Here is a 25,019-nt window from a genome sequence, read left to right on the forward strand (position 1 = left end):
TACAAATTAAACACCAAAAACATTTTGATATATCTAATTTAAACTAAAAATAATATAATAAAGCAATGGTGTAGCTATATTTTAATAATCTTTTTATTATGCGATGAATAAAAAGGCTTATTGATTTGTTTAGGATTAAATATTTATCTGTTTGATTATCAGGTTTTATCAAAACTTATTAACATTAAGTCAAAAAGTGGGAGAAAGTGGGAGATATTGGAAAAATATTTCTAATTTTGTCCCAAATGAGAAATTTCATTGGAACATACGAGTGCAAAATAGACGACAAGGGTCGCCTTAAAGTGCCTTCATCGCTTACTAAGCAGATGGAGGATTTTGAGGATAAAACCTTTGTGGTAAAGCGTTCTGTGTTTCAACCGTGTCTCGAAGTTTACCCTATGAAAGCATGGGATAAACTGATGGAAAAGATTAATAAATTAAACAGATTCATCAAAAAAAATGCTGATTTTATCAGAATGTTTACAGCCGGAGTGAAAACTGTAGAGCTTGATAGCGCCGGAAGACTGCAGATTTCTAAAGATCTTACGCATTTTGCAAATTTAACGAAAGATATTGTGGTGACAAGTGCGGGAGAACTTTTTGAGATTTGGGATAAAGAAGCGTACGAAAAAGTTATTGCAACAAATGAAGATGATTTTGCAAGTCTTGCAGAAGATGTAATGGGAACTTTTGATGAAGAATAATTAAATAAGCACAAATATAGCATGTATCACAACCCCGTTTTATTGAAGCAAAGTGTGGATGATTTGGTGACGAATCCAGACGGAATCTATGTGGACTGCACATTTGGTGGCGGTGGACATTCACGCGAAATTATAGACAGGCTTTCCGAAAAAGGAAAGTTATACGCATTTGATCAGGATCTTGATGCTCTTGAAAATAAACTGGATGACCCGAAATTTACACTGATAAATCAGAATTTCAGATTTCTTGAAAACTCTTTGCTGATGTACGGAGTTTCTCAGGTTGACGGAATTTTAGCTGATTTGGGCGTTTCTTCACATCAGTTTGATGAAGCGGTAAGAGGTTTTTCTACCAGAAGCAATGCGCCGCTTGATATGAGAATGAATATCATGCAGAGTCTTGATGCCAAAAAAGTGATCAATGATTATGACGAAGAATCTTTAGCGGATATTTTTTATTACTATGGTGAACTGAGGGAAGCAAGAAAATTGGCTCGTGACATTGTTCATCACAGAAAAAACAAAACAATAGAAACAACAGAAGATCTGAAAAAACTATTCAGTTATCTTCCGCCTCATAAAGTGAATAAATTTTATGCGCAGCTGTTTCAGGCAATAAGAATTGAAGTAAATCAGGAGCTTGAGGTTTTAAAAGAAATGTTGGTTCAGTCTTATAAAATTTTGAAACCGGGAGGAAGATTGGTTGTCATTTCTTATCATTCTCTGGAAGACCGTTTGGTAAAAAGATTCCTGAAAAACGGAATGTTTGAAGGTGAACCGCAACGTGATATCTACGGAAATTACGAAAAAGCATTCGAATTGGTAAAGAGCAAAGCAATTATTCCTGATGATAAGGAAATTGAAGAAAACTCAAGAGCCAGGAGTGCTAAAATGAGAACTGGAATTAAATTGTAAAGGTGAATAAGTGAATGGTGAAAAGTCAATTTTAAAATGTTGAAAAATTCACAATTGACAAGCAAAGTGAATTCACTGCAAAGCAAATTGACAATAATTTAAATAAAAAGACAAAGTCTTTGGCAAAAAGAACAACAAATCGTCCACAGAAGAAACTCACTTTTATAGATATTATAAAAGGGAATTTCCTGAATCGTGATGAAATAAAAGTTCATTACAAATTTTTCCTGTTGTTGTTTGTTTTGATGATGGCAATGATTTACAGCAATCATTTAGTCAACAAAAAAATAAAAATTGTCAACGCTTTAAAAGAAGAAACAGAAGAATATAAATCGAGAAATGCTTACGCACAAAGTAAGCTGATTAAAGTAAAAATGGAATCTGAATTAGGCAAAGAAGTCGCCGCAGATTCACTTATGACTTTAGAAAGTCACCCGCACAAACTGTTAATTAAATTGGATAGTACCGATGCAAAAACAAAATGATTACGATAACAAAAGAAAGAAAACATTGCGATGGGGTTACCTGTTCGCAACTCTTGCTTTATGTGTGTTTGTGATGTTTTTGGCTAGAATTGTTGTACTTCAGAACACCAATGTTCAAGAAATTAAAGATGATTATATCAACAACAATTACCGTACAGCAACTTTAAAAGCAGCTCGTGGAAACCTTTTTGCTTCAGATGGATCTATTTTGGCGACAACGGTGATGCGTTATGATATTTTTCTTGATTTTAAAACCATAAAAGATACTGTTTACAGCAACAACATTGGAGCGCTTACAGATTCTCTGAGCAAAATGTTCGGAAAACCCAGAGCAGATTTCAGAAAAAGATTCGATGAGCAGAAGAAAAATAAAAACCAGTATTATTCTTTGGTAAAAGGATTAGATTTTGACCAATACGACAGAATCAGAAAATTTCCGATTTTCAAAAGAGGGAAAAATAAAGGTGGATTTATTGTTGACAGAAATTACAAACGTGAATTGGCAACTTCTGAAATAGGTTCAGGAACCATAGGAATTGATAATGGTGTTGCAAAAGCAGGACTTGAAGGTGCTTTTTCAAAATATCTTACAGGAATTGACGGAAGCAGATTGGAGCAAAGAGTCAATTCTTCTCAATGGAAACCAATTGATTACTGGAAAGTAAGTGAACCAACTGATGGACAAGATGTTTACACAACTTTAGATCTTCGTATTCAGGATATTGCGCACTCAGCATTGCAGAAACAACTCGTGAATTTTGAGGCGAAACACGGAACGGTAATTGTGATGGAGGTTGAAACTGGAAAAGTTCGTGCCATGGTTAATCTTCGAAAAGATGAGGAAGGAAACTATGTTGATGCCTACAATTATGCCATAAAAGATAATATCGAGCCTGGATCGACTTTTAAAGTAGTTTCACTTTTAGCGGCGATGGATGATGGTTTTATTGATGAAAACACGACGGTAAATGTAGGAAACGGAATTTGGGTTTACGCAAAACAGAGAATTACAGATGGTCACGGTGGTGGAACTTATGATATTTCTGATGTTTTGGCTAAATCAAGTAATGTTGGAACAGCAAAACTGATCACAAAATATTATGCTGAGAAGCCGGAGATTTTTCTGGATCATTTAAGAAGATGGAAATTATTCGATAAAATGGATATTGAACTTCCGGGAATTACGAAGCCAAACAATCTTACGCCACAAAGTAAAAGATGGAATGCGGGAGCGCTTGCTTCCATAGGATTTGGTTACGGAACCAATATTAATGTTTTGCAGCTTGCTACTTTTTACAATGGAATTGCCAATAAAGGTAAAATGGTGAAGCCTCTTTTCATCGACAAAATTATGCAGGATGGAAAAGTTAATTTTGAAGCTCAAACTCAAGTAATGGTTAAGAAGATGGCATCTGATAAAGCCATTAAAATGATGACTGATGCTTTAACAAAGGCTGTTGAAAAAGGAACAGGTAGAAGTATTTTCACACCCAATTTGAAAATGGCAGGAAAAACAGGGACTGCAAGATTTGAATATTGGCTTCCTGGTCCAATGAAATACAGAGCATCATTTGCTGGTTTTTATCCGGCAGATAATCCGAAATATACGTGTTATGTGATGATTAGCGAGCCAAATACTGCAAAAGGCTTTTACGGGGGAACGGTTTCAGCGCCGGTTTTTAAAGAAATTGCAGGTAAAACGTTCTTAAAAACACCTCAAAATGTTGAAAAAGAAATGCTTGTCGACAGAAAGGTCAATCTGAATAAAATGGTTGAACCAAATGTAAAAGTAGCAGTAAACAATAAGCAAATGCCAAGTGTGGTTGGATTAATCGGTAAAAACGTAATCCCGCAATTGGAAAATTTAGGTTACCGTGTAGACTTTAAAGGAGTTGGAAGAATTAAAGAACAATTCCCTTTAGAAGGCACAACAATTAGTAAAAATCAGAGAATTTATTTGTCTCTGCAGAATTAAAATATTCATTAAGAATTAAAAATAAAAGCATCAGTAATGCAATTAGTTGAATTATTAAACAGAATTCCAGTTTTAGAACTCCACGGTAAAAACGATCGTGAAGTTTCTGCATTGGTTTTCGACAGCAGAAAAGTTTCAGAAAATTCATTGTATATCGCAGTGAAAGGAACGGTTGCAGACGGACATTCATTCATTGCATCATCTATTAAGAAAGGCGCAAAAACAATTGTTTGTGAAGATTTACCAGAAGATTTAAATGGAAATATTACTTATATCAAAGTAAAAGATTCATCGAAGACTTTGGCGCATTTAGCTTCTAATTTTTACGGTAATCCTTCTGAGAAATTAAAGTTAATCGGAGTTACAGGAACCAATGGAAAAACTTCTGTTTCAACTTTGCTTTTTGATGTTTTTAAAAATTTAGGATATAATTCGGCTTTGCTTTCTACGGTTGAAATCAGAATCGGAGATGAAATAATTCCAGCGACACACACAACTCCGGATATTGTTACGATCAATAAAATTTTAGCAAAAGCGGTTGAGCAAGGCTGTGAATTTGCCTTTATGGAAGTAAGTTCTCACGGTATTTCTCAGAACAGAATCGAAGGTTTACACTTCATAATCGCAGGATTTACCAATCTTACACACGACCATTTAGATTATCATAAAACATTTGATGAGTATTTAAAAACGAAAAAAAGATTTTTTGACGAATTAAATGAGAACGCAATTGCCATCACAAATGTGGATGACAAAAACGGAAACGTGATGCTTCAAAACACAAAGGCGGCAAAAAGGTCTTATGCTTTGAAAACAATGGCAGATTACCACGGAAGAACTTTGGAAGTCGATTTCAACGGAATGCTGTTAAACTTCAACGGAAAAGAATTCTGGACAACGTTAACAGGAAAATTCAATGTTTATAATCTGTTGTTAGTTTTCGGAATTGCTTCTGAATTAGGTTTTCAACAGGATGAAATTCTTCAGGCAATCAGTATTTTGAAAAGAGTCAATGGAAGATTTGAAACCTTCAAATCCGATGGCGGAATTTTCTTCATCGTTGATTATGCACACACTCCGGATGCACTCGAAAATGTTTTAGACAGTATCAACGACATCAGAACGAAAAACGAAAGGTTAATTACGGTTTTCGGTTGCGGAGGAGATAGAGATCATGCAAAAAGACCAGAAATGGGAAACATTGCTTCAAAGAAATCAACTTTGGCAATTATCACTTCAGACAACCCAAGAACGGAGGATCCAACTGCAATTATAAAAGAAATTGAAGCAGGTGTTGAACCTCAGAACTTCAGTAAATACACTTCAATTCCCGACAGAAGAGAAGCGATAAAAATGGCAATAAAATTTGCCGAGCCGAAAGATATAATTCTCGTTGCCGGAAAAGGTCACGAAAATTATCAGGACATCAATGGTGTAAAACATCATTTTGATGACAAAGAAGTAATCAATGAGCTTTGGAAGCTTATGAGTAAATAAAAATTTAAATTAAAAGATTTAGAAATTCAGAGATTGAGACAATTCGAATTTCTAAATATCTTAATCTCTTAATCTTTAAATTAAATAAAAAATGCTATACTATCTATACGAATATCTAACGAGTCAAGGCATCCACATTCCGGGAATGGGAATGATGAGGTACATCTCTTTCCGTGCGGGAATGTCGGTTTTATTGTCTTTAATGATTGCTCTTGTTTATGGAAAAAACATCATCAATTATCTCAGAGGCAAGCAAATGGGCGAATTAGTGCGTGATCTCGGCTTAGATGGACAAAAACAAAAGGAAGGTACACCGACAATGGGTGGTTTCATCATCATTATTGCGACATTAATTCCTGTTTTGTTGTTCACGAGAATCACCAATGTCTATATCGTTCTTTTGATCGTGACAGTAATTTGGATGGGTGCGATTGGTTTTATAGATGATTATTTAAAGAAAATTAAAAAAAATAAAGACGGACTAAGCGGAAAATTCAAAATTGTTGGACAAGTTGGTTTAGGGCTAATTATCGGAGTTACAATGTATTTCCATCCCGATATTACGGTAAAAAGAAAATATGCCGATGCGAAAGTTGTCAATAGAAATAATGTTGAACAAAACTTTATGCCGACAGAAAAAATCACCGTTTCTACAGTTCCGTTTACAAAAAATAATGAGTTCGACTATAGTGGTGTTTTGTTTTGGATGAATGACGAAGATGCTCACGAATGGGCTTGGATTGTTTTTATACCCGTTGTTATTTTTATCGTTACAGCGGTTTCAAACGGCGCCAATATTACAGACGGAATTGATGGTCTTGCAGCCGGGACAAGTACAGTAATATTATTGACATTGGCATTTTTCACTTACGTTTCCGGGAATATCATTTTTGCAGATTATCTCAATATTATGTTCCTTCCAAATATGGGTGAAACCACGATTTTTGTCGTCGCAATGGTGGGTGCGGTGATTGGTTTCTTTTGGTACAATACCTATCCGGCTCAGGTTTTCATGGGCGATACAGGAAGTTTAATGTTAGGTGGAGTCATTGCTGTTTTGGCGGTAATTTTAAGAAAAGAATTGATGATCCCAGTGCTTTGTGGAATTTTCTTAATTGAAAATATCTCCGTAATGCTTCAGGTAGTTGTTTTTAAATACAGAAAAAGAAAATTCGGGTTGGAATATGCCCAAAATAATAGATTGTTTAAAATGTCTCCGCTTCATCATCATTATCAGAAAGACGGTTTTCACGAAAGTAAAATCGTTAACAGGATGATTATCATCGGGGTTATGTTGGCAATTGTGTGTCTCATTACATTGAAGATGAGATAGAATTAGCAGTAAGCGATAAGCTTTTAGCTTAAAGCCTAATGCATAAAGCAAATTATATGAAAATAGTTGTTTTAGGAGGTGGAGAAAGTGGTTGTGGTGCTGCTTATTTGGCTAAAAAGAAAGGTTTGGAAGTTTTTCTTTCAGATAAAGGTGCCATTAAGGATCACTACAAACAATTTTTGACGGAGAATGATATTGAGTTTGAAGAGGAAAATCATGATGAAGAAAGAATTCTCAATGCAGACTGGATTGTAAAAAGTCCCGGAATTCCGAAAAAGGCAGATATGATTAACAAAATTCATGAGAAAGGAATCAGACTTTCTTCTGAAATTGAGTTTGCATCGGAATTTACAGATGCTAAAATCATCGCCATCACAGGAAGTAACGGAAAAACAACAACAACGTCTTTAATCTACTACATCCTGAAAAATGATGGTTTAAATGTAGGTTTAGGCGGAAATATCGGTTACAGTTTTGCGAAGCAGGTTGCCGATGAAAACCATGAATATTATGTTTTGGAGGTTAGTTCTTTCCAGTTGGATGATATTCAGAATTTCAGACCATATATTTCTTTATTGTTGAATTTGTCTAAAGATCATTTGGATCAGTACAATTACAACTATGAAGAATATGCTTTAGCTAAATTCAGAATTGCTGAAAATCAAGAGAATGATAATTTTTTCATCTACAATAAAGATGATGAAATGAGCAAAAATATTCTCGAGAAATTTGAAATTAAAGCGAAAATGATTCCTTTTTCAACCAATGAAAAATTGTCTGAAGGAGGTTTTGTTGAAGGAGATAAAATTGTGGTGAAACTAAAAGATGAGTTTTCAATGAAAGTTGATGAATTGTCTTTATTGGGAAATCATAATGTTGCCAACAGTTTAGCGGCTTCAATTGCAGGTAAAATATTGGAAATCAATAATGAAAGTATCAGAAATTCATTAATGACTTTTCAGGCGGTTGAGCACAGATTGGAAGTTGTTACGGAAATTGAAGGTGTAAAATACATTAATGATAGCAAAGCAACTAACGTAAATGCAACATATTACGCTTTAGAAAGCATGAAAAACCCTACAGTTTGGATTGTTGGAGGTGTAGACAAAGGAAACGACTATACCGAAATTGAAGATTTAGTTAAAAGAAAAGTAAAAGCAATTGTTTGCTTAGGAATTGATAATCAAAAGATCATTGATTTCTTTAAAGATAAGAAGGAATTTATTTACAGTACTTCAAGTATGGAAGAGGCCGTAAAAACTTCAAAATCTTTAGTTAAAAACGGAGATACAGTTTTACTTTCTCCTTGCTGTGCAAGTTTTGACCTTTTCAAAAGCTATGAAGACAGAGGGCGTCAGTTTAAAGAACAGGTGCTAAAAAATTAAGAATTAACAATGAATAGCTAAAAGTGAAAAGAAGATTTTCATGATTAAATTTTCATTATTCATTTAATAACATGAACGAACAGAATATAGAAGAAAGCAGATTCGAATTTCTAAAGGGCGATAAAGTACTTTGGATGGTCATTCTTGTGATCTCCATTTTCTCTATTTTCCCGGTTTATTCTGCAAGTTCAAACTTAGAATATATCGTAAACAACGGAACCACAACCGGTCACGTCATGAAGCATATGTTCTTCGTGGTTTTAGGTTTGGCGATTATGAGAATTGTCGGAACAGTGAAGTACGAATATATGGGAAAACTCAGCAGTATTATGTTGGGTTTAATGATTATTCTGTTGATTGTCACAATGTTTACAGGGCAAACTATCGACGGAGCGAGTGCTTCAAGATGGTTGAAAATTCCGGGAACACCGATTTCATTTCAGCCTTCATCTTTTGCTTTTTTAATGTTAATCATTTATCTGTGTAGATATTTAACCAAAAAAATTACGAGAGAAAGACTTCCGATAGAGAATGTGATGTACATTTTCGGACCGATTTTACTGGTTTTCGTATTGGTAGCGAAAGATAATGGTTCAACCGCTTTAATGATTTTAATGGTTTCGGTGATTGTTTTGGTTATTGGACAACTACACTGGAAATATATTGCAGGATTTATTTCTGCATCATTTGTCGCTATCGCATTGTTTTTATTAGTTGCTCTAAATACAAATTTAATAGGCGGAAACCGTGTTCACACATGGATGAGTCGTATTGAAACCTTTACATCAAGCAAAGCAAAATCTGCTGATGTAGATGACGAAAGCGTAAAAGCAAAAAATTATCAGGTAATGCAGGCAAAAGCTGCCATCGTTCATGGTGGAATTACCGGAATGGGGCCAGGAAAATCTGCTTTAAAGCAAATGCTTCCACAATCTGCGTCCGATTTTATTTTTGCAGTAATTGTTGAAGAATATGGTTTAATAGGAGCGGGGTTTCTTATCAGTATGTATCTGATTATGATTGTAAGGATTGTAATGATTGCAAGTAAAATGCCCGCATTTTTCGGCTCGTTGCTCGTACTCAGTCTCGGCGTAATGATTTTCATTCAATTGGCAGTAAATATTGCCGTTGCTGTGAATTTGATTCCTGTTACAGGACAGCCATTACCGCTGATAAGTTATGGAGGAACATCCATGTTGGTAACCTATATCCAACTTGGAATTATTTTAAATATAAGCTCAAGAATCCAGATATACGATGAAGAAGGAATGGGCAAAAAACAAAGCATCGTCGAAATAAATGATATTGCTTAAAACAAAAACAAATGGAAATAAGACAAATTACATTTACCGATAAGAAAAATTCAGAAAATCCAATAGTTTTTGATACAAACGAAAATATCGTCAGTTTTCTTGAAACTTTTAGATTGGAAGTCGACGAAGTTGTAGAGCTTAATGCCGCAATGTATACCGTAAAATCTATTTCCGAGAAAGAGATTGAAGCTAAAAAAGACATTTTTGTCGAGGTAGAATTTATTGATTTGATTGAAAACCAACCTACAGCTTAAAATAGATAGGATGAACAAAAAATTGAAAGTATTATTAAGCGGCGGCGGAACTGGAGGACACATCTTTCCGGCAATTGCTATTGCAGATGAAATCAAGAAAAGATTTCCTGATGCAGAATTTTTGTTCATCGGAGCCAACGGAAAAATGGAAATGGAAAAAGTTCCTCAAGCTGGCTACAAAATCGAAGGATTGAATATCGCGGGTTTCGACAGAGGAAATTTGCTTAAAAATATTGGCTTGCCATTCAAACTTATTTCGAGTTTGCTTAAAGCTAAAAAAATTATAAAAGAATTTAAACCTGATTTTGCGGTGGGAACAGGTGGTTTTGCGAGCGGACCGGCATTGTTTATGGCGGCAAAAACGGGAATTCTGACTTTTATTCAGGAGCAGAATTCTTTGCCTGGAAAAACCAACACAGCAAACGGTAAGAAAGCAAAAGCAGTGTTTACCGCTTATCCGGATATGGAGAAATTTTTCCCACATTCTAAAGTTTTTTTCTTGGGTAATCCAATTCGTGAAAACATAGTTTCAGGAATGCAGGAAACTTCTCAGGCAAAAGAGAAATTAGGTTTAGATAAAAATAAACTTACCATTCTTTCTGTTGGAGGATCTTTAGGTTCAAGAACATTAAACAACGGTTGGAAAGACAATTTAGATAAAGTAAAAGAAAAAGGCTATCAGTTAATCTGGCAAACTGGCAAATTGGATTACAAAGAAATTGTTAATAGTTGTCAGTTGTCAGTTGATGGAAATATCCAACAACCAACAACCAACAACCAAATACAAATCAAGGAATTCATCAAAGACGTGGAAACTGCGTATTCGGCAGCTGATGTCATTGTTTCCAGAGCAGGAGCTATTGCTATTTCGGAATTGGCGGTTGCGCAGAAACCCGTTGTTTTGGTTCCATTTCCTTTTGCAGCGGAAGATCATCAAACCAAAAATGCGATGAATTTGGTTGAAAAAAATGCAGCCAAAATGGTAAAAGATTCTGAAATGCAGGAAAAATTCTGGAACACATTATCAGAAATCTGCGAAAATGAAAGTTTAAGAAAAGAAATGTCAGATAATCTGAAATATTTTGCCAAACCCAATGCAGCGAAAGAGATTGTAGATGAGATATTTAAAATAATAAAATAAGATTCTAAAATTTAGAAATTCAGAGATAAAGACATTACAAATCTCTAAATACCTTAATTATTTAATCTTTTAATTTTAATAAAAATGACCAATTTAGAAACATATCAAAATTTTTACTTCGTTGGAGTCGGAGGTATCGGGATGAGTGCTTTGGCGCGCTATTTCCATGCTTCGGGCAAAAAAGTTTTGGGCTATGATAAAACTAATACCAAACTGACGACAGCTTTGATGAGCGAAGGAATTGATATTGTTTTTGAGGATGTTATTGATGATAAAATCACGTCGCTTCAGAAAGAAAATACATTGGTCATCTATACTCCGGCAATTAAAAAACTAGGAATTTTAGATTATTTTAATGACAATCAATTTGAAGTTTTAAAAAGAGCAAAAGTTTTAGGTTTAATAACCGAAAATACAGATTGCATCGCAGTTGCAGGAACTCACGGAAAAACAACAACATCAACTTTGGTTTCGCATTTGTGTAAAGAAGCGAATTTGCCATTTTCATGTTTTTTAGGGGGAATTTCTGAGAATTTTAAATCGAATTTCTTGTTCAATGGAACAGAATATTCTGTGGTTGAAGCCGATGAATATGACAGAAGTTTCCTAAACCTTTCCCCGGATTGGGCGGTGATCACTTCAACCGATGCCGATCATCTGGATATTTATGGTGATAAAAATACGATTGAAGAAGGTTTCAGACAATTTGCAGCATTAGTTCCTGAAGACAAACAACTTTTCGTAAGAAAGGGAATTGAAATCGGAAGAGCGCATATTACTTATGCTGTTAATGAAGTAGCCTATTATTATTCAGATAATCTGAGAATGGAGCATGATAAAATCTACTTCGATTTTCATACACCAACAGAAACAATCAAAGATTTTGTCTGGGAAATTCCTGGAATTCATAATGTGGAAAATGCGACAGTTGCGTTGGCAATTTTGCATAATCTTGGAGTGGATTTTGAAACTTTAAAGAAAGCGATTGCGAATTTTAAAGGGATAAAAAGAAGATATACGAAACATATTTATCCGAGCGGGAAAATTTATATTGACGATTATGCGCACCATCCAACAGAGATAAACGCTGTAGTTGGCTCAATAAAAACTTTTTATCCCGATAAAAAATTGTTGGTGGTTTTTCAGCCGCATTTGTTCAGCAGAACCAGAGATTTCGCAGATGGATTTGCTGAAAGTTTAAGTAATTCTGAAGAGTTGATTTTGCTTCATATATATCCTGCAAGAGAGCTTCAGGAAAATTTTGAAGGAATTACGTCAGATTGGTTATTGGAAAAAGTGACTTTAGAGAAAAAAGAAATTTCAGGTTTATCGGAAGCTTTTAATAAAATAAAAGAAAAAGATTTTGACATTTTACTCACAGTTGGAGCGGGAAATATAGATACACTTTATGATCCGATTTGTGAGTGGTTAGGAAATAATTAAAAAAAATAAAATTTTAAAACAGATTTAAATGTCTGAAATCTGACGTCTAAAATCTGTCATCTTTAAACAATGAAAAACAAATACAGAATATTAAAAATTGCCATCACAGTAATCATTCTTGGGTTCCTGCTGAGTTTCTCTTTGAAGAAATTCGGGGGTCAGAAGATTACGGACAATAAGATTTCTGTAAAAATGAATGAGAAAACTCCGGTGTATTTTATTGATGAAAAAGATATCCGCGAGATTGTAAATAAAGAAAATCCGTCGAAAAAAGTTGGGGATTTGAATATTCCTGAGCTGGAAAAGAAAATTAATGCACTTCCGGCTGTAGATAGTGCGAATGTTTATCTTAATCTGAATGGAAAACTAAATCTAGACATTAAACAAAGGGTTCCGATTTTCAGATTAAACTATAACGGAAAAGACTTTTACGTTGATGAAAAAGGGACTGAGTTCCCTATTTCAAAAACCTACTCTCACCCATGTATGTTGGTGACGGGAGATGTGAAAAAGGACGAATACGAAAAGCTGGCTGAATTGGTTGAGAAAATTGACAAAGATGATTTCAGCAAAAAATATTTTATCGGAATTTCAAAATATAAAGACAGCTATAATCTTTTGACCAGCGAAGGAAATTATAGAGTTGAAATTGGTGATTTAGATAATATTGAATTTAAAGTAAAAGGTTTTAAAACTTTTGTTGAGAAATATTTGGTGTACCAGGATCCGCAGAAGTATAAAATGATTTCGGTGAAATATCAAAATCAAATTGTAACAACGCTGAATCCTTATTTTAAAGAAAATGACAGTATTTTAAAAGCGAGTCATAAAGATTTAGCTAAAACTCCTGTTGCAATAGCTCCTGTAAAAAAAACAGAAATAAACCTTAAACCAGAAGTGAAAAAAGCAAGTTCGACTTCTTTAAAGCCAAAGGAAAATACAAAGCCTAAAGCAGTAGTCAAGCCAAAGGAGAAAAAGAAAACTCCAGAAAAGAAAACCGGCACAAAGCCAAAGTCGAAAGCAAAGGTTAAAATAGAATAAAGTAGAGTGGAAAGAGTCCTGAAAGGACGTTTTACTAAAGGATAGGATGAAATCCTATTAATATAAAATGGCAATTAAGGTCGCCGAAAAAATTAAAATAAGAATTAAATCAAATCGATATACACAATGGAAAATCAAGAGTATTCAGTAGGTCTGGACATTGGGACAACCAAAATTGTCGCCATTGTAGGACGTAGGAATGCACACGGGAAAATAGAAATTCTCGGTGTTGGTAAGGCCAAAAGTCTTGGAGTTCATAAGGGAATTGTGAATAATATTTCACAAACCATTAACTCTATTAAAGCAGCTGTTTCTGAAGCACAGTCAAGCGCAGGAGTTCCGATTCATAAGGTAACTGTAGGTATTGCAGGGAAGCATATTCGCTCATTGCAGCATTCAGATTACATTATGCGTGAGAAACCAGACAAATTCATCACTGATGATGATATTGAAGCATTAAAAGACCAGGTAAAAAAGCTGGTGATGCTTCCGGGAGAAGAGATTATTCATGTACTTCCGCAGGAATATAAGGTTGATTCTGAAGGAGAAATTCAGGAGCCTGTCGGAATGCACGGAAAACGTCTGGAAGCCAATTTTCATGTTGTCGTAGGACAAATGGGAAGCATCAGAAACATCGCAAGATGCGTAAGAGAAGCAGGTTTGGAGATGGAGGCGCTTACTTTGGAGCCTTTAGCATCTTCTGAAGCTGTTCTTACGAAAGAAGAGAAAGAAGCTGGAGTAGCAATTGTAGACATCGGAGGTGGAACTACAGATATTGCTATTTTTAAAGATAATATCATTCGTCATACTTGCGTCATTCCTTACGGAGGCGGAATTATTACGGAAGATATCAAAGAAGGTTGTTCAATTATTGAAAAGCACGCCGAGCAATTAAAGGTTAAGTTCGGTTCTGCAGTTCCTGAATTGGAAAAAGACAGCACTTTTGTTACCATTCCTGGACTTCATGGAAGACCGGATAAAGAAATTTCACTAAAAACTTTAGCACAGATTATCAATGCGAGAGTGGAGGAAATTTTGGAAATGGTCAACACGGAGTTAAAAGCTTACGGAGCTTTTGAACAAAAGAAAAAACTGATTGCAGGAATTGTTTTGACGGGTGGTGGTTCAAACTTGAAGCATCTTCGTCAATTGGCAAATTATACAACAGGTTTTGATAGTAGAATTGGTTTTGCGAATGAATACATCGCCAACGATAAAAATCAGTATCTTAAAGGACCGGAATTTGCAACGTCTATCGGTTTACTGATGGAAAGTTTAAAAATCAGAGATAAAAAAACAACAGCTGTAGAAGAAGAAATTGAAATCGAAGTTGAAACTAAAGCTGAACCAAAAGAACAGCCAATCGTTGCAGGTGTTGAAACTCAAACTCATACTGTTCATGAATCTGTAAAAGAGTACGAAACTCCTGCGGAACAGCAACAGAGAAAAGTGAGATTGACTTTCGGACAGTCTTTGATGGAAAAAGTAAAAAAATTCTTTGAAGAAGTAGAGTAAAAATATAAACGGTAAAAGATCAATGATAATAGATAATCACTTTTAGATTATTAGTCATTCATCGGTTATCATTCATCAATTATCAATTATTAAAAATATAAGTAATGGAAAATATAGGTTCACAAGGATTTTCATTTGATTTGCCAAAAGGAAATTCGTCGATTATTAAAGTAATCGGTGTTGGAGGAGGTGGAAACAACGCACTGAAGCACATGTACGAGAAAGGTATTCACGGCGTAGATTTCGTGATTTGTAATACCGATGCGCAGACTTTAGATAACAACCCAGTTTCAAACAAAGTACAATTAGGAGTTACCATCACTGAAGGACTTGGAGCAGGTGCAGATCCTGAAGTTGGAGAAAAAGCAGCTATTGAAAGCATTGAAGATATCAAAGCTTCAATGGGACAAAACACCAAAATGGTTTTTATCACCGCAGGAATGGGTGGTGGAACAGGAACTGGTGCAGCTCCCGTTATTGCTAAAGTTGCCAAAGATATGGGAATTCTTACGGTAGGTATTGTTACCGTTCCTTTTAGTTTTGAAGGTAAAAGAAGACTTGAACAGGCAGAATTAGGTCTTGAAAAATTAAGAAATAATGTTGATTCATTAATTGTAATCAATAATGATAAACTGAGACAGCAGTTCGGGAATTTAGGTTTCAAACAAGGTTTCTCAAAAGCCGATGAAGTTTTAACAAACGCTGCAAAAGGTATGGCGGAAGTTATTACTGGTTATTTTGATGTAAATATTGACTTTAGAGATGCTAAATCTGTACTTCAGAATTCCGGTACAGCATTAATGTCAACAGGAATGGCTTCAGGTGAAAATAAAGCTGAAGAAGCGGTAAGAAAAGCATTGGATTCTCCACTATTAAATGATAACAAAATTACAGGCGCAAGAAATGTATTGTTATTAATTAGAAGTGGTGTAGAAGAAGCTACGATGGACGAAATCGGTATCATCATGGATTATATCCAGAAAGAAGCGGGTCACACAGCAGATATTATTTTTGGAGTTGGTGCAGATGAAGAGTTGGGCGATGCGGTAAGTGTATTGGTGATTGCTACAGGTTTTTCGAATGATAATCAAAAATTTGCAGGGCCAACTGAGAAAATCAGAATTGGTTTGAATGATGCTTTAGATACACCAAAATCTTCTCCTTTTAAAACGAAAGAAGAAAGAGAAACTCCTGAACAAGGCTACGACTTCGGGGGTAAAAATCTTTTCAGATTGGATGATGAAGAAGGAGATGCGCCACAGTTTAAAATGTCTTCTCCTGAAAAAAAAATGATTATCGAGGATGAAGAGATTAGAACTGAAGTGAAATTCTCTGATAGAGAGCAAGATACATTAGAAAGCCCAATTCAGAGCTGGAGAAATGAAGAATCTGGCGAAGAAGATAACGTAAGTCTTTTCTCTTTCGATGATGACCCTAATGATTTAGAAATTCAGTCGTTCTCTTTTGATTTTGAAAACAAAAAGGAAGAGCCAAAAAACGAGTCTTTCACAAACAGTTTTTCAAATGAAAAACCTGTGGAATTCAACTTTACGGTAAACGAACCAATTGTAGAGCCTAAATCTGATTTCGGTCAGCCAAAAAATGAGTTTGAAGCTTTTACACAAACGGTAGAAGAGGTTGCTCCAAAGATTGAAAATTTTTATCAGCCTAAAGAAGAAATCAAGGTTGAAGAAAAACCGGTTTTCCAAAACAGAGCTGAAGTTGAAACTCCGAGACAGACTGAAAGTGAATTTACATTCGTAAATAAGCCTGCAGATCAGGAAAGAGTTGTAGAAAGAAGAAATAAATTAAAAGAATTCAATTCTCGTTACCAAAATTTTGATAATGCGAATGAGTTTGAATCTGTTCCGGCTTTCAAAAGAAAGAATATTTCTATCGACGGAAGCAATGCATCAGACCAAAATATCAACAGCTACCTGTCTGATAATAACGGAAACATGCAAATCAGAGAAAACAGATTTTTAAATAAAGATGTAGATTAAATTGCTAAAAGCTATAAGCAGTAAGTTATAGGCTTTCCTCAGCCAAATTTGTAAAGCTTACTGCTTATTGCCTAAAGCTTAAAGCTAAAAAAATGAGTTTAGAATTAATAATAAGCGAAGCGATAAAAACAGCAATGAGAGCTAAAGACAGAGTAGCTTTAGATTCTCTTCGTGCTGTAAAATCACAGATATTACTGTTGAAAACGGAAGCTTTAGGAGCTGAAGTTTCAGAAGAGCAGGAAATTGCCATTCTTCAGAGAATGATTAAGCAGCGTAAAGATTCTTACGAGCAATTTACAGCTCAAGGAAGAAATGATTTGGCAGAAGTGGAAGAAGCTCAAATGAAAGTTATTGAGAAATTTTTACCTGCACAATTGTCTTCTGAAGAATTAGAAGCAGAAATAAAAAATATTATCGCTGAAACTGGCTCTGAATCGATGAAAGATTTAGGAAAAGTAATGGGAGTAGCCTCAAAAAATCTAGCCGGAAAATCTGACGGAAAAAGTATTTCCGAGATGGCGAAGAAGTTACTCTCTTAATTGATGGTTAACAGTTATTAGTTGTTAGTTTAATTCTATCAACTGACAACCAAAATCCATCAACCAATTTAAAGACGGATATTCAACCTTTGCATATCGATTTGATTAACGAAGCCCGAAACATTATGTTTCGGGCTTCATTTTTAATATGAATGTTGGTTTTATTTTTTAATAAAATGATGATTATAAGTTCCGGATTTATTTTCAAGGGTTAAAATATATTTACCTGTATTGTATTTACTTACATTGATTTTTTGAGCTTGATTTTCTTCAGCATTAATTACTTCAATTAATTTTCCTGTCATATCAAAAATACTGATCTTACCTATTCTCTCTTTTGATTCAATGATTACGAAATCTGAAACAGGATTAGGATAAATTTTAATATTTTTTTCAAGTGTAAGATCTGATGTACTTAAATTCGTTGTTACCGTGATTGCTGTCGTAGAACTTTGACATCCGCTTACTGTTTGAGTAACGTAATATGTTGTTCCGCTTGTTACAACAGTTGTTGAAGGAAGCTGCATCGTCATAGCTGTAGAAGTGTACCAAATTAAATTCTGACCAGTAACAGAAAGATTTGCTAAGGTTGATCCCGCAGAAACAGTTTGTGTCGCAACAGCAGTTGGAGGAGGAGTTGCAGCACTTATAGTTACTACAGTTTCTACTTTACCGCTTGCACAAGTTCCCAAAATCGGTGATACTTTCCAATTGTAGAAGAAATAATAAACAGTATTATTTGTATTTGAGCTGTTTATGGTACCTCCTGTAATTGATCCCAAAGTTCCTAAAGTAAAAGGAAAGGCGTTTCCCGAACCAGAATCTCTTCTCATAGAAGGAGATGATCTTGCAACGAGTTTATAAGAGTTTCCTCCAGTTACAGAAAATCCTACAGGAACAGTGAATTGTATTGGGGCACTTGATGTTCCTCCTGCAGGAATAGTTACGCTTTTTTCGGCTATTTTCACATAATTAGCGTCTAAAAGTTCTAATGCTAAAGTTCCACCTGCGGAAGCAAATACATCTACAGATTCAAGTAAAAAATTGTTGTTTGCGGTAAAAGCTAATCCCCATGGACTTGTAGCGGCTACAACAGCGCTTGAACTCGTTAGTGGAGTTGCTTTACCACCCGTCACTTGCGCTCCCAATTCATAATTATAAGCTTCTGCCCAATAAGATGTTGTGGAAGTTATTGCAGGTGTTGTATAAGTATTTCCTATCCAAATAGGAGTGGTTGCGGTCGCAGAGTTGTACCATTTTACTTCAGTTGCTGTGGTATTTGCAGTAAGTAGTGCAGAATTCTGACCGCAAGTAGATGATGGAGGAACAGTGAGTTGCGGTGTCGTACAGTTTTGTGAGTAACAGATTCCACTTATAAAAGCAGAAAGAATAAAAGTGTAAATTTTCTTCATAAATAGAGTTTTTTAAGATTGAAGTTATATTTAAATTTTCTAAGGATTCAATTAAAAAATTTATGTTTAAAAAAATAATGAAGCCCGAACAAAGATTTCGGGCTTCATTTATTGTAAATCCTTTATCAACGTTTTTTGAATTCTAAAAACTGATAAGCAAACAAAGATAAAGGGGAGGGAATTACATTGCCACTAGATCTTACTCTAATGTTCCTAAAAAATTAATTTAATAAAGTTTTTTTCATGGAAATCGTTTTTAGAATCATTTCAAATTTAGTAAAATAAATTTAATATTAGTGCTTATTATTCAAATTTTATCTAAATATTTTGTAGTATCTGTATGTTTTACCTTTGAATGATTTTATTTACCAAAGAATCTGATAGTTTTTATAAATTGTTTATACCATCAGAAAATTTGTAAATTTGTAAACACTTTTAAAAAAAATAAGAAATGTATCCAACAGATTTAGTAATGCCTATGAAGGCTGAGCTTACAGATAAAGGTTTCTCAGATTTGGCAACTCCTGCTCAGGTAGAAGATGCTTTAAAGCAATCAGGAACTACACTTTTAGTAATCAATTCTGTATGTGGTTGTGCGGCTGGAGCTGCAAGACCGGGAGTTGTTTATTCTTTGACAGGCGAAAAAAAACCTGATCATTTAACAACTGTTTTTGCAGGTTATGATAAAGAGGCGGTTGATGCAGCTAGAAAACATTTAGCACCTTTCCCTCCAAGTTCACCATGTGTGGCGCTTTTCAAAGACGGAGAATTGGTTCACATGCTTGAAAGACATCACATCGAAGGAAATCCTGCAGGAGCAATTGCTGCAAACCTACAAGCTGCTTACGACGAATATTGCTAATATTTAAGTATTAAAAAATTGATATAGAAACCATTACAGATTTTGTGATGGTTTTTTTATTTAAATCATTCGCAGAAAATACAAATAGTATTATATTTGTCTTAATGGCAACGAAGGCACTTTTCAATACTGTGGTCAATTGGTTTATCAAACAGAGGATAGATCAGATTCAGAATTTTATGGATTACCCTATTGAGACGCAAAAAGGAATCCTTTTTTCTCAGTTATTTCATGCAGAAAATACCGAATACGGTAAGAAATTTGGGTTTAATTCCATTTCAAGTTATCAGGATTTTAAAAATAAAGTTCCGATTGTTTCTTATGAAGAATTTGAGCCTTACGTTGAGCGTGCAAGACAGGGGCATAAAGACGTAAGTTGGCCAGGTTATATCAAGCATTTTGCGAAATCTTCGGGTACAACCAATGCGAAAAGCAAGTTCATCCCTATTTCCGCAGAAAGCTTGGAATATTGCCACATGAAAGCCGGGAAAGACATGGTTTCCATTTATGCCAATAATCATCCTGAAAATCAGCTTTTCACCAATAAAAACTTACGTTTAGGCGGAAGTTCAGAATTATACGCTGACTTCAATACTAAATTTGGTGATCTTTCTGCGATTTTAATTGACAATCTTCCTTTTTGGGTTGAAATTACCACTACTCCAAGTAAGAAAGTTTCTTTGATGGGAGAATGGGAAAGCAAATTACAGGCAATTGTTTCTGAGGTTAAAAATGAGGATGTTGGAAGTATTTTAGGCGTTCCAAGTTGGATGATGGTGCTTTTGCAGCGAGTTTTAAAAGAAACTGATGTAAAAAGTGTTTCTGAACTTTGGCCAAACCTCGAAGTGTTTTTCCACGGTGGAATCAGTTTTAAACCTTATAAAGAACAATACAAACCGATTATAGGAAAAAATATTAATTACTACGAAATTTACAATGCTTCTGAAGGCTTTTTCGGAATTCAGGATAGATCAAATAGTGATGAAATGCTTTTGATGCTCGATTACGGAATTTTCTACGAATTTATTCCGATGGATCAGTTTCATCATTCTAATCCGAAAGTTGTAAGTTTGGAAGGTGTAGAAGTTGGGAAAAACTATGCAATGGTCATCACGACCAATGGTGGACTTTGGAGATATTTGATTGGAGATACCGTTGTTTTCACGTCAATTAATCCTTTCAGAATTAAAATTACCGGTCGTACAAAACATTATATTAATGCTTTTGGTGAAGAATTAATGATTACGAATGTAGAATCTGCTTTGACTAAAGCTTGTGAGGAAACCAATGCTTCAGTAAAAGATTTTACTGGAGCTCCGATTTTTATGAAAGAAAATGAAAGCGGCGCCCACGAATGGATTTTTGAATTTAGCGAACATCCTGAAAATCTTGAATTATTTACCGATATTTTTGACCGTCATCTTAAAACCATCAATTCTGATTACGAAGCCAAAAGATATAACAATATCACGCTGAAAAAACCGGTAGTTCATATCGCAAAACCCAATCTTTTCTATTGCTGGCTTGAATCTAAAGGTAAATTAGGCGGACAAAACAAAGTTCCGAGACTTAGTAACGACAGAGAATATATAGATCCTTTACTGGAGCTTAATAGAGCATAAAAAAACCGCAAATTAATTGCGGTTTTTTCGTTTAGATTATTTCTTTAAATCTTCTTTCAATTTTTTTGCGGCATCTTCAACTTTTTGAGCTCCTGTTGCTGCAGTATTTTTTACGTCTTTACCAACTTCCTGTGCACCAGATTTTATGTCTTTGCCAACCTTATTAACTCCTTCTTTAATGTCTTTTCCGGCTGTGTTGATATCTTCTTTTGCTTTTTGAGCGGTATTGTCGATTTTATCTCCTGTGTTATCGACAGTGTTTTTAATATCGTTTTTAGCCTTTTCAATTTTAGAAGTATCTACCAATCCTGAATTGGTTTCTGTGGTCGTAGTCGTTGTTACAGATCCGTCTGCGTTTTCTACTTTTTCAGTTTTTGTAGAAGATTGTGTACATGCAACAAACAGTGTAGAAACTGCAACTGCTGCTAAAATGTGTTTTTTCATTGTGTATATTTTTATTACTCTTGTTTTTGTTGATTTGAAGTTTCGGAAGCCTTCTGTTTTTTCTCATCTTCGGCTTTCTTCTTATTTTCTTTTTCTAATTCGTCTTTAATTCGTTTCTCTTCCTGTTGCAATTTTAAGGCCTCTTTTAAAGAATCTTGAAATTTTTGTGAAGACATTCTAATTTTTCTTGCAATATCTACAGAAGTTGCTCCTGGCGAAAAAGAATCTATTGCCGTAGTATCATATTTTTGTTTTAATTCCTGAGCATTGTCTGAAACAGGTTCACGCTTCGAACAGGCAATCATTAAAACAGATAAAATTGAGGCGGCAAAAATTACATTTTTCATGCATCTAATTTAATAGAAATTCGGCAATTACAGGATAGTGATCTGATAATTTTACCGAATAATCTACTTTGTAACTTTTTGGAATTATACTTTTTGAAGTAAAAATATAGTCAATTCTTAAAGGAAATTTATAATCGTGAAAACTTGTCGAGCTTCCATTTCCAGCTTTTACAAAGGCATCGTCTAAGTTTTTGCCTAAATTATAGTATTCCCAGGAATTCGGAACCGAATTAAAATCTCCCGCAAGAATCACAGGATAAGGCGAATGATCAACTGCTCTTCTAATTTTTCTCACTTGTTCTTCGTGCGTTCTGAATGTAGGAATCAATCTTGAAAAAATAGTTTTAAACTTATTTTGCTCTTCTTTATTTGAATTTTTATCTTCCATTCCGAGCATATTTTTATTGAGTCTAAAAGGTTCCAAATAAACATTGACGATTCTTACAATTTTACCGTTGATTTCTACATCGGCATAAAAAGAATTTCCTTTAGATTCATCGTTGAATAAATCTGCCTGTCTTAAAATTTTATGTTTTGTTTTTAAAATAACTGAAGGATATTTTACCAAATCTTTTCTTACAGCTCGGTTTGTATCTTTCTCCTGAACCAAGATAATGTCGGCATTTTGATCTGTGATATATTTTTTCACATTTCCCCAACCTGAACTCCCGTATTTTACATTATAAGTCAAAACTTTTATATCAGTTTTTGCATTAATAATATTGGAATTCTGAGGCGAAAAGTTAATCCATCTTCTTACCGGATTATAAAAAATAAATGTTGAAAGAATAAAAACAAAAGCAATTTTCTTCTTTTTAATAATCCAAATTATAGTAAATATTAAATGAATTAAAATTAAATAAGGAAAACATAAAGAGAGAATATTGAGTTTGCTAAAGTAAGTCGGAGCGATCCAAGCGTTTGCAAATGTGCAGATTAAAAGAAATAAAACACCTAAGTGTAAAAATAAAAAAATAGACAACCGCTTCATGAAACTCAAATATGAGTTTTGGGCAACAAAAATTTTGCCACTTAATGCTTTTTTAAATTAAAAGTGCTTGGTTTACTTGATTTTAAAGGTAGCAATCACAGGAAAGTGATCGGAAAGATGTACAGAGTGATCAACTTCATAAGTCACAGGTTGTATAGATTCTGAAGTGAAGATATAATCAATTCTTAAAGGATATTTATAGTCATGAAAACTTGTTCCGCTCCCTTTTCCGACTTCGTAAAAAGCATCTTTTAAACCTTTTGAGGTTTCATAATATTCATAAGAATTGGGAACCGAATTAAAATCTCCCGCAACAATTACAGGATAAGGAGAATTGTCGATCGCTTCACGAAGAATTTTCACTTGCTCTTGGTGCGATTTGAAAGTCGGAATCAATTTTTTGACAACACCTTTTACTTTTTGCTCATCTTCTTCACCATTTCCATTAAGCTTTACCATGCTTTTTAAAAATCCGAATGATTCTAAATGAACATTAAAAACACGGTATATTTTTCCTTTAATTTCAAGATCTATTTGTGCACATTGTGCAGTAATATCCCCATAAGAAAGGTTTTCAAAAAGGTTTTTTCTGGAAACAACTTTGTAATTGGTATATAATGAAATGATAGGAAGATCGTGTTTTCCTACGCCTTTTTTAAGTTCCAGTTCGCCACCATCACCATATTCCTGTATAAAAATTAAGTCAGCATTCTGCTTATCAATATATTCGATGATTTGTTCTCTGCCTAATTTCCCTCCTTTTATGTTGAAAGTAAGAACTTTGAGGTTCGCTGTTTCTTTACTTTCAGAAGAATAATTAATCCATCTTTTTACGGGATTCAAAAAAAACAATCCTAAAAACATAAAAACAAATGCTCTTTTTTTCCAACTGAAAATCCAGAAAAATGTGAGTAAAATATATACTGTTACTAATATCGGAAATCCTAAAGACAGTAAATTAAACCATGCAAAAATCTTTGGCGGGATATAGGCATTCAGTAAAACTCCTGTTAAAAGAAACAATAATCCCAAATGCAGTAAAAGAAGTATTAATCGGAAAATTTTCACAATAAATTAATTAAATCTATATAAATGCTTTTTCCAGATTTTAGCTAAAATAAATCCTACAATTGCTCCTCCAACGTGGGCAAGATGGGCAATACCTCCTGCATTTCCAGTAACTCCCAATGCGACCGATCCAATAATAACAATCGGCAAAACGTATTTTACTTTTACAGGAATTGGAATAAACATAATTCCAATTTTAGCGTCGGGATATAAAGTTGCAAAAGCTGCAATTACTCCAAAAATAGCTCCTGAAGCACCGACCATTCGGCCAAATATAATTGGGTTTATATCTTCACTAATCAATTCTTGGACCTTCAACGAAACTTTAGTATTCAAGAAGCTTTCTGGATCAGCAATATATCCTTGAATATCAAATCCCAAGTTACTTAATTGAGAATACGCATCTTGATATTCTACAAAATTCCATAAGTTAAAAAGGAAAAATGCTCCTAATCCACTTAAAAAATAGAGAATTAAATATTTTTTGACTCCCAGACTTTGCTCTAAAATAGGACCGAAACTGAATAGAGTAAACATATTGAAAAGAATATGCATCGGACTTCCATGCATAAACATATGTGTAATAATCTGCCATGATTTAAATTGCGGTGATAAGGGGAAATACGCAGCCAAATAAAAATCAAGTTGTGGTATTATGAGTGCTGCAACATAAACTACAATATTTAGTATTATTAAATTTCGGGTAATTGGCGGTATATTATTAAACATC

General features: G+C 34.4%; 23 protein-coding genes. 17 read left to right on the forward strand and 6 right to left on the reverse strand.

Annotation, left to right across the window (positions count from 1 at the left end):
• The first annotated feature begins 245 nt into the window (after positions 1–245).
• The 15 genes from mraZ (at position 246) to OF897_RS02130 (ending at position 17,543) form a co-directional block, all read left to right on the forward strand.
• On the forward strand, positions 246–704 hold the full coding sequence (gene mraZ / locus OF897_RS02060; RefSeq protein WP_267264024.1) for a division/cell wall cluster transcriptional repressor MraZ: 459 nt from the start codon (positions 246–248) through the stop codon (positions 702–704).
• Positions 705–725: 21 nt separating this feature from the next.
• On the forward strand, positions 726–1,619 hold the full coding sequence (gene rsmH, locus OF897_RS02065; protein WP_267264025.1) for a 16S rRNA (cytosine(1402)-N(4))-methyltransferase RsmH: 894 nt from the start codon (positions 726–728) through the stop codon (positions 1,617–1,619).
• Positions 1,620–1,738: 119 nt separating this feature from the next.
• The gene (locus OF897_RS02070; protein WP_267264026.1) at positions 1,739–2,104 is read left to right on the forward strand and encodes an FtsL-like putative cell division protein; all 366 of its coding nucleotides are present in this window, start codon (positions 1,739–1,741) and stop codon (positions 2,102–2,104) included.
• Positions 2,088–4,079, forward strand: a complete 1,992-nt coding sequence (locus OF897_RS02075) for a penicillin-binding transpeptidase domain-containing protein (RefSeq protein ID WP_267264027.1) — start codon at positions 2,088–2,090, stop codon at positions 4,077–4,079. The genes OF897_RS02070 and OF897_RS02075 overlap by 17 nt, the downstream gene beginning before the upstream one ends.
• Positions 4,080–4,115: 36 nt before the next feature.
• Positions 4,116–5,576 carry a UDP-N-acetylmuramoyl-L-alanyl-D-glutamate--2,6-diaminopimelate ligase gene (locus OF897_RS02080; protein ID WP_267264028.1) on the forward strand — a complete coding sequence of 487 codons (1,461 nt, stop codon included), beginning with the start codon at positions 4,116–4,118 and terminating at the stop codon, positions 5,574–5,576.
• A gap of 91 nt (positions 5,577–5,667) precedes the next feature.
• The gene (mraY, locus tag OF897_RS02085) at positions 5,668–6,909 is read left to right on the forward strand and encodes a phospho-N-acetylmuramoyl-pentapeptide-transferase (RefSeq protein WP_267264029.1); all 1,242 of its coding nucleotides are present in this window, start codon (positions 5,668–5,670) and stop codon (positions 6,907–6,909) included.
• Positions 6,910–6,965: 56 nt separating this feature from the next.
• Complete coding sequence (gene murD / locus OF897_RS02090; protein ID WP_267264030.1) at positions 6,966–8,294, forward strand: UDP-N-acetylmuramoyl-L-alanine--D-glutamate ligase; 1,329 nt, start codon at positions 6,966–6,968, stop codon at positions 8,292–8,294.
• Positions 8,295–8,365: 71 nt separating this feature from the next.
• A complete protein-coding gene (locus tag OF897_RS02095) occupies positions 8,366–9,607 on the forward strand; it encodes an FtsW/RodA/SpoVE family cell cycle protein (RefSeq protein WP_267264031.1) in 1,242 nt (413 codons plus the stop codon).
• A gap of 11 nt (positions 9,608–9,618) precedes the next feature.
• Positions 9,619–9,861, forward strand: coding sequence for a hypothetical protein (locus OF897_RS02100; RefSeq protein WP_267264032.1), 243 nt, complete (start codon positions 9,619–9,621; stop codon positions 9,859–9,861).
• Between the two features lie 10 nt (positions 9,862–9,871).
• Positions 9,872–11,002, forward strand: coding sequence for an undecaprenyldiphospho-muramoylpentapeptide beta-N-acetylglucosaminyltransferase (gene murG, locus OF897_RS02105; RefSeq protein ID WP_267264033.1), 1,131 nt, complete (start codon positions 9,872–9,874; stop codon positions 11,000–11,002).
• Positions 11,003–11,086: 84 nt separating this feature from the next.
• A complete protein-coding gene (gene murC, locus OF897_RS02110; RefSeq protein WP_267264034.1) occupies positions 11,087–12,445 on the forward strand; it encodes a UDP-N-acetylmuramate--L-alanine ligase in 1,359 nt (452 codons plus the stop codon).
• 69 nt (positions 12,446–12,514) lie between these two features.
• A complete protein-coding gene (locus OF897_RS02115) occupies positions 12,515–13,486 on the forward strand; it encodes a cell division protein FtsQ/DivIB (RefSeq protein ID WP_267264035.1) in 972 nt (323 codons plus the stop codon).
• Positions 13,487–13,612: 126 nt separating this feature from the next.
• Positions 13,613–15,001, forward strand: coding sequence for a cell division protein FtsA (ftsA, locus tag OF897_RS02120; RefSeq protein ID WP_267264036.1), 1,389 nt, complete (start codon positions 13,613–13,615; stop codon positions 14,999–15,001).
• A gap of 104 nt (positions 15,002–15,105) precedes the next feature.
• Complete coding sequence (gene ftsZ / locus OF897_RS02125; protein WP_267264037.1) at positions 15,106–17,004, forward strand: cell division protein FtsZ; 1,899 nt, start codon at positions 15,106–15,108, stop codon at positions 17,002–17,004.
• Between the two features lie 92 nt (positions 17,005–17,096).
• Positions 17,097–17,543: a GatB/YqeY domain-containing protein gene (locus OF897_RS02130; RefSeq protein WP_267264038.1), complete on the forward strand. Its 447-nt coding sequence runs from the start codon at positions 17,097–17,099 to the stop codon at positions 17,541–17,543.
• Positions 17,544–17,704: 161 nt separating this feature from the next.
• Here OF897_RS02130 and OF897_RS02135 read toward each other — a convergent pair whose 3' ends face one another.
• Positions 17,705–18,955: an Ig-like domain-containing protein gene (locus OF897_RS02135; RefSeq protein WP_267264039.1), complete on the reverse strand. Its 1,251-nt coding sequence runs from the start codon at positions 18,953–18,955 to the stop codon at positions 17,705–17,707.
• A gap of 451 nt (positions 18,956–19,406) precedes the next feature.
• On the opposite strand from OF897_RS02135, the gene OF897_RS02140 reads away from it, so the two are divergent.
• Positions 19,407–19,817 (forward strand): BrxA/BrxB family bacilliredoxin, encoded by a 411-nt coding sequence (locus tag OF897_RS02140; RefSeq protein ID WP_267264040.1) that lies wholly within the window; start codon positions 19,407–19,409, stop codon positions 19,815–19,817.
• Positions 19,818–19,921: 104 nt separating this feature from the next.
• Positions 19,922–21,439, forward strand: coding sequence for a GH3 auxin-responsive promoter family protein (locus OF897_RS02145; protein WP_267264041.1), 1,518 nt, complete (start codon positions 19,922–19,924; stop codon positions 21,437–21,439).
• 36 nt (positions 21,440–21,475) lie between these two features.
• Here the strand turns inward: OF897_RS02145 and OF897_RS02150 are convergent, their stop codons facing one another.
• From OF897_RS02150 to OF897_RS02170, 5 genes are all read right to left on the reverse strand, one after another.
• Positions 21,476–21,883, reverse strand: a complete 408-nt coding sequence (locus tag OF897_RS02150; protein WP_267264042.1) for a hypothetical protein — start codon at positions 21,881–21,883, stop codon at positions 21,476–21,478.
• Positions 21,884–21,897: 14 nt separating this feature from the next.
• Complete coding sequence (locus tag OF897_RS02155) at positions 21,898–22,230, reverse strand: hypothetical protein (protein WP_267264043.1); 333 nt, start codon at positions 22,228–22,230, stop codon at positions 21,898–21,900.
• A 4-nt stretch (positions 22,231–22,234) separates the two neighbouring features.
• A complete protein-coding gene (locus tag OF897_RS02160; RefSeq protein ID WP_267264044.1) occupies positions 22,235–22,921 on the reverse strand; it encodes an endonuclease/exonuclease/phosphatase family protein in 687 nt (228 codons plus the stop codon).
• A 372-nt stretch (positions 22,922–23,293) separates the two neighbouring features.
• On the reverse strand, positions 23,294–24,289 hold the full coding sequence (locus tag OF897_RS02165; RefSeq protein WP_267264045.1) for an endonuclease/exonuclease/phosphatase family protein: 996 nt from the start codon (positions 24,287–24,289) through the stop codon (positions 23,294–23,296).
• Positions 24,290–24,295: 6 nt separating this feature from the next.
• Positions 24,296–25,018 carry a rhomboid family intramembrane serine protease gene (locus tag OF897_RS02170; RefSeq protein WP_267264046.1) on the reverse strand — a complete coding sequence of 241 codons (723 nt, stop codon included), beginning with the start codon at positions 25,016–25,018 and terminating at the stop codon, positions 24,296–24,298.
• Position 25,019: the final 1 nt, after the last annotated feature.

This window comes from Chryseobacterium formosum, assembly GCF_026460885.1.
GTDB lineage: Bacteria > Bacteroidota > Bacteroidia > Flavobacteriales > Weeksellaceae > Chryseobacterium > Chryseobacterium formosus.

Excerpts from the sequence above, each read along its gene's own strand:
- OF897_RS02150 (WP_267264042.1), bottom strand. The coding sequence starts at position 21,883 with ATGAAAAAACACATTTTAGCAGCAGTTGCAGTTTCTACACTGTTTGTT.
- mraY (WP_267264029.1), top strand. The coding sequence starts at position 5,668 with ATGCTATACTATCTATACGAATATCTAACGAGTCAAGGCATCCACATT.
- rsmH (WP_267264025.1), top strand. The coding sequence starts at position 726 with ATGTATCACAACCCCGTTTTATTGAAGCAAAGTGTGGATGATTTGGTG.
- murG (WP_267264033.1), top strand. The coding sequence starts at position 9,872 with ATGAACAAAAAATTGAAAGTATTATTAAGCGGCGGCGGAACTGGAGGA.
- OF897_RS02155 (WP_267264043.1), bottom strand. The coding sequence starts at position 22,230 with ATGAAAAATGTAATTTTTGCCGCCTCAATTTTATCTGTTTTAATGATT.
- OF897_RS02145 (WP_267264041.1), top strand. The coding sequence starts at position 19,922 with ATGGCAACGAAGGCACTTTTCAATACTGTGGTCAATTGGTTTATCAAA.
- OF897_RS02170 (WP_267264046.1), bottom strand. The coding sequence starts at position 25,018 with ATGTTTAATAATATACCGCCAATTACCCGAAATTTAATAATACTAAAT.
- OF897_RS02130 (WP_267264038.1), top strand. The coding sequence starts at position 17,097 with ATGAGTTTAGAATTAATAATAAGCGAAGCGATAAAAACAGCAATGAGA.
- OF897_RS02140 (WP_267264040.1), top strand. The coding sequence starts at position 19,407 with ATGTATCCAACAGATTTAGTAATGCCTATGAAGGCTGAGCTTACAGAT.
- OF897_RS02095 (WP_267264031.1), top strand. The coding sequence starts at position 8,366 with ATGAACGAACAGAATATAGAAGAAAGCAGATTCGAATTTCTAAAGGGC.
- OF897_RS02075 (WP_267264027.1), top strand. The coding sequence starts at position 2,088 with ATGCAAAAACAAAATGATTACGATAACAAAAGAAAGAAAACATTGCGA.
- mraZ (WP_267264024.1), top strand. The coding sequence starts at position 246 with ATGAGAAATTTCATTGGAACATACGAGTGCAAAATAGACGACAAGGGT.
- OF897_RS02080 (WP_267264028.1), top strand. The coding sequence starts at position 4,116 with ATGCAATTAGTTGAATTATTAAACAGAATTCCAGTTTTAGAACTCCAC.
- OF897_RS02115 (WP_267264035.1), top strand. The coding sequence starts at position 12,515 with ATGAAAAACAAATACAGAATATTAAAAATTGCCATCACAGTAATCATT.
- murC (WP_267264034.1), top strand. The coding sequence starts at position 11,087 with ATGACCAATTTAGAAACATATCAAAATTTTTACTTCGTTGGAGTCGGA.
- OF897_RS02100 (WP_267264032.1), top strand. The coding sequence starts at position 9,619 with ATGGAAATAAGACAAATTACATTTACCGATAAGAAAAATTCAGAAAAT.
- murD (WP_267264030.1), top strand. The coding sequence starts at position 6,966 with ATGAAAATAGTTGTTTTAGGAGGTGGAGAAAGTGGTTGTGGTGCTGCT.
- OF897_RS02135 (WP_267264039.1), bottom strand. The coding sequence starts at position 18,955 with ATGAAGAAAATTTACACTTTTATTCTTTCTGCTTTTATAAGTGGAATC.
- ftsZ (WP_267264037.1), top strand. The coding sequence starts at position 15,106 with ATGGAAAATATAGGTTCACAAGGATTTTCATTTGATTTGCCAAAAGGA.
- ftsA (WP_267264036.1), top strand. The coding sequence starts at position 13,613 with ATGGAAAATCAAGAGTATTCAGTAGGTCTGGACATTGGGACAACCAAA.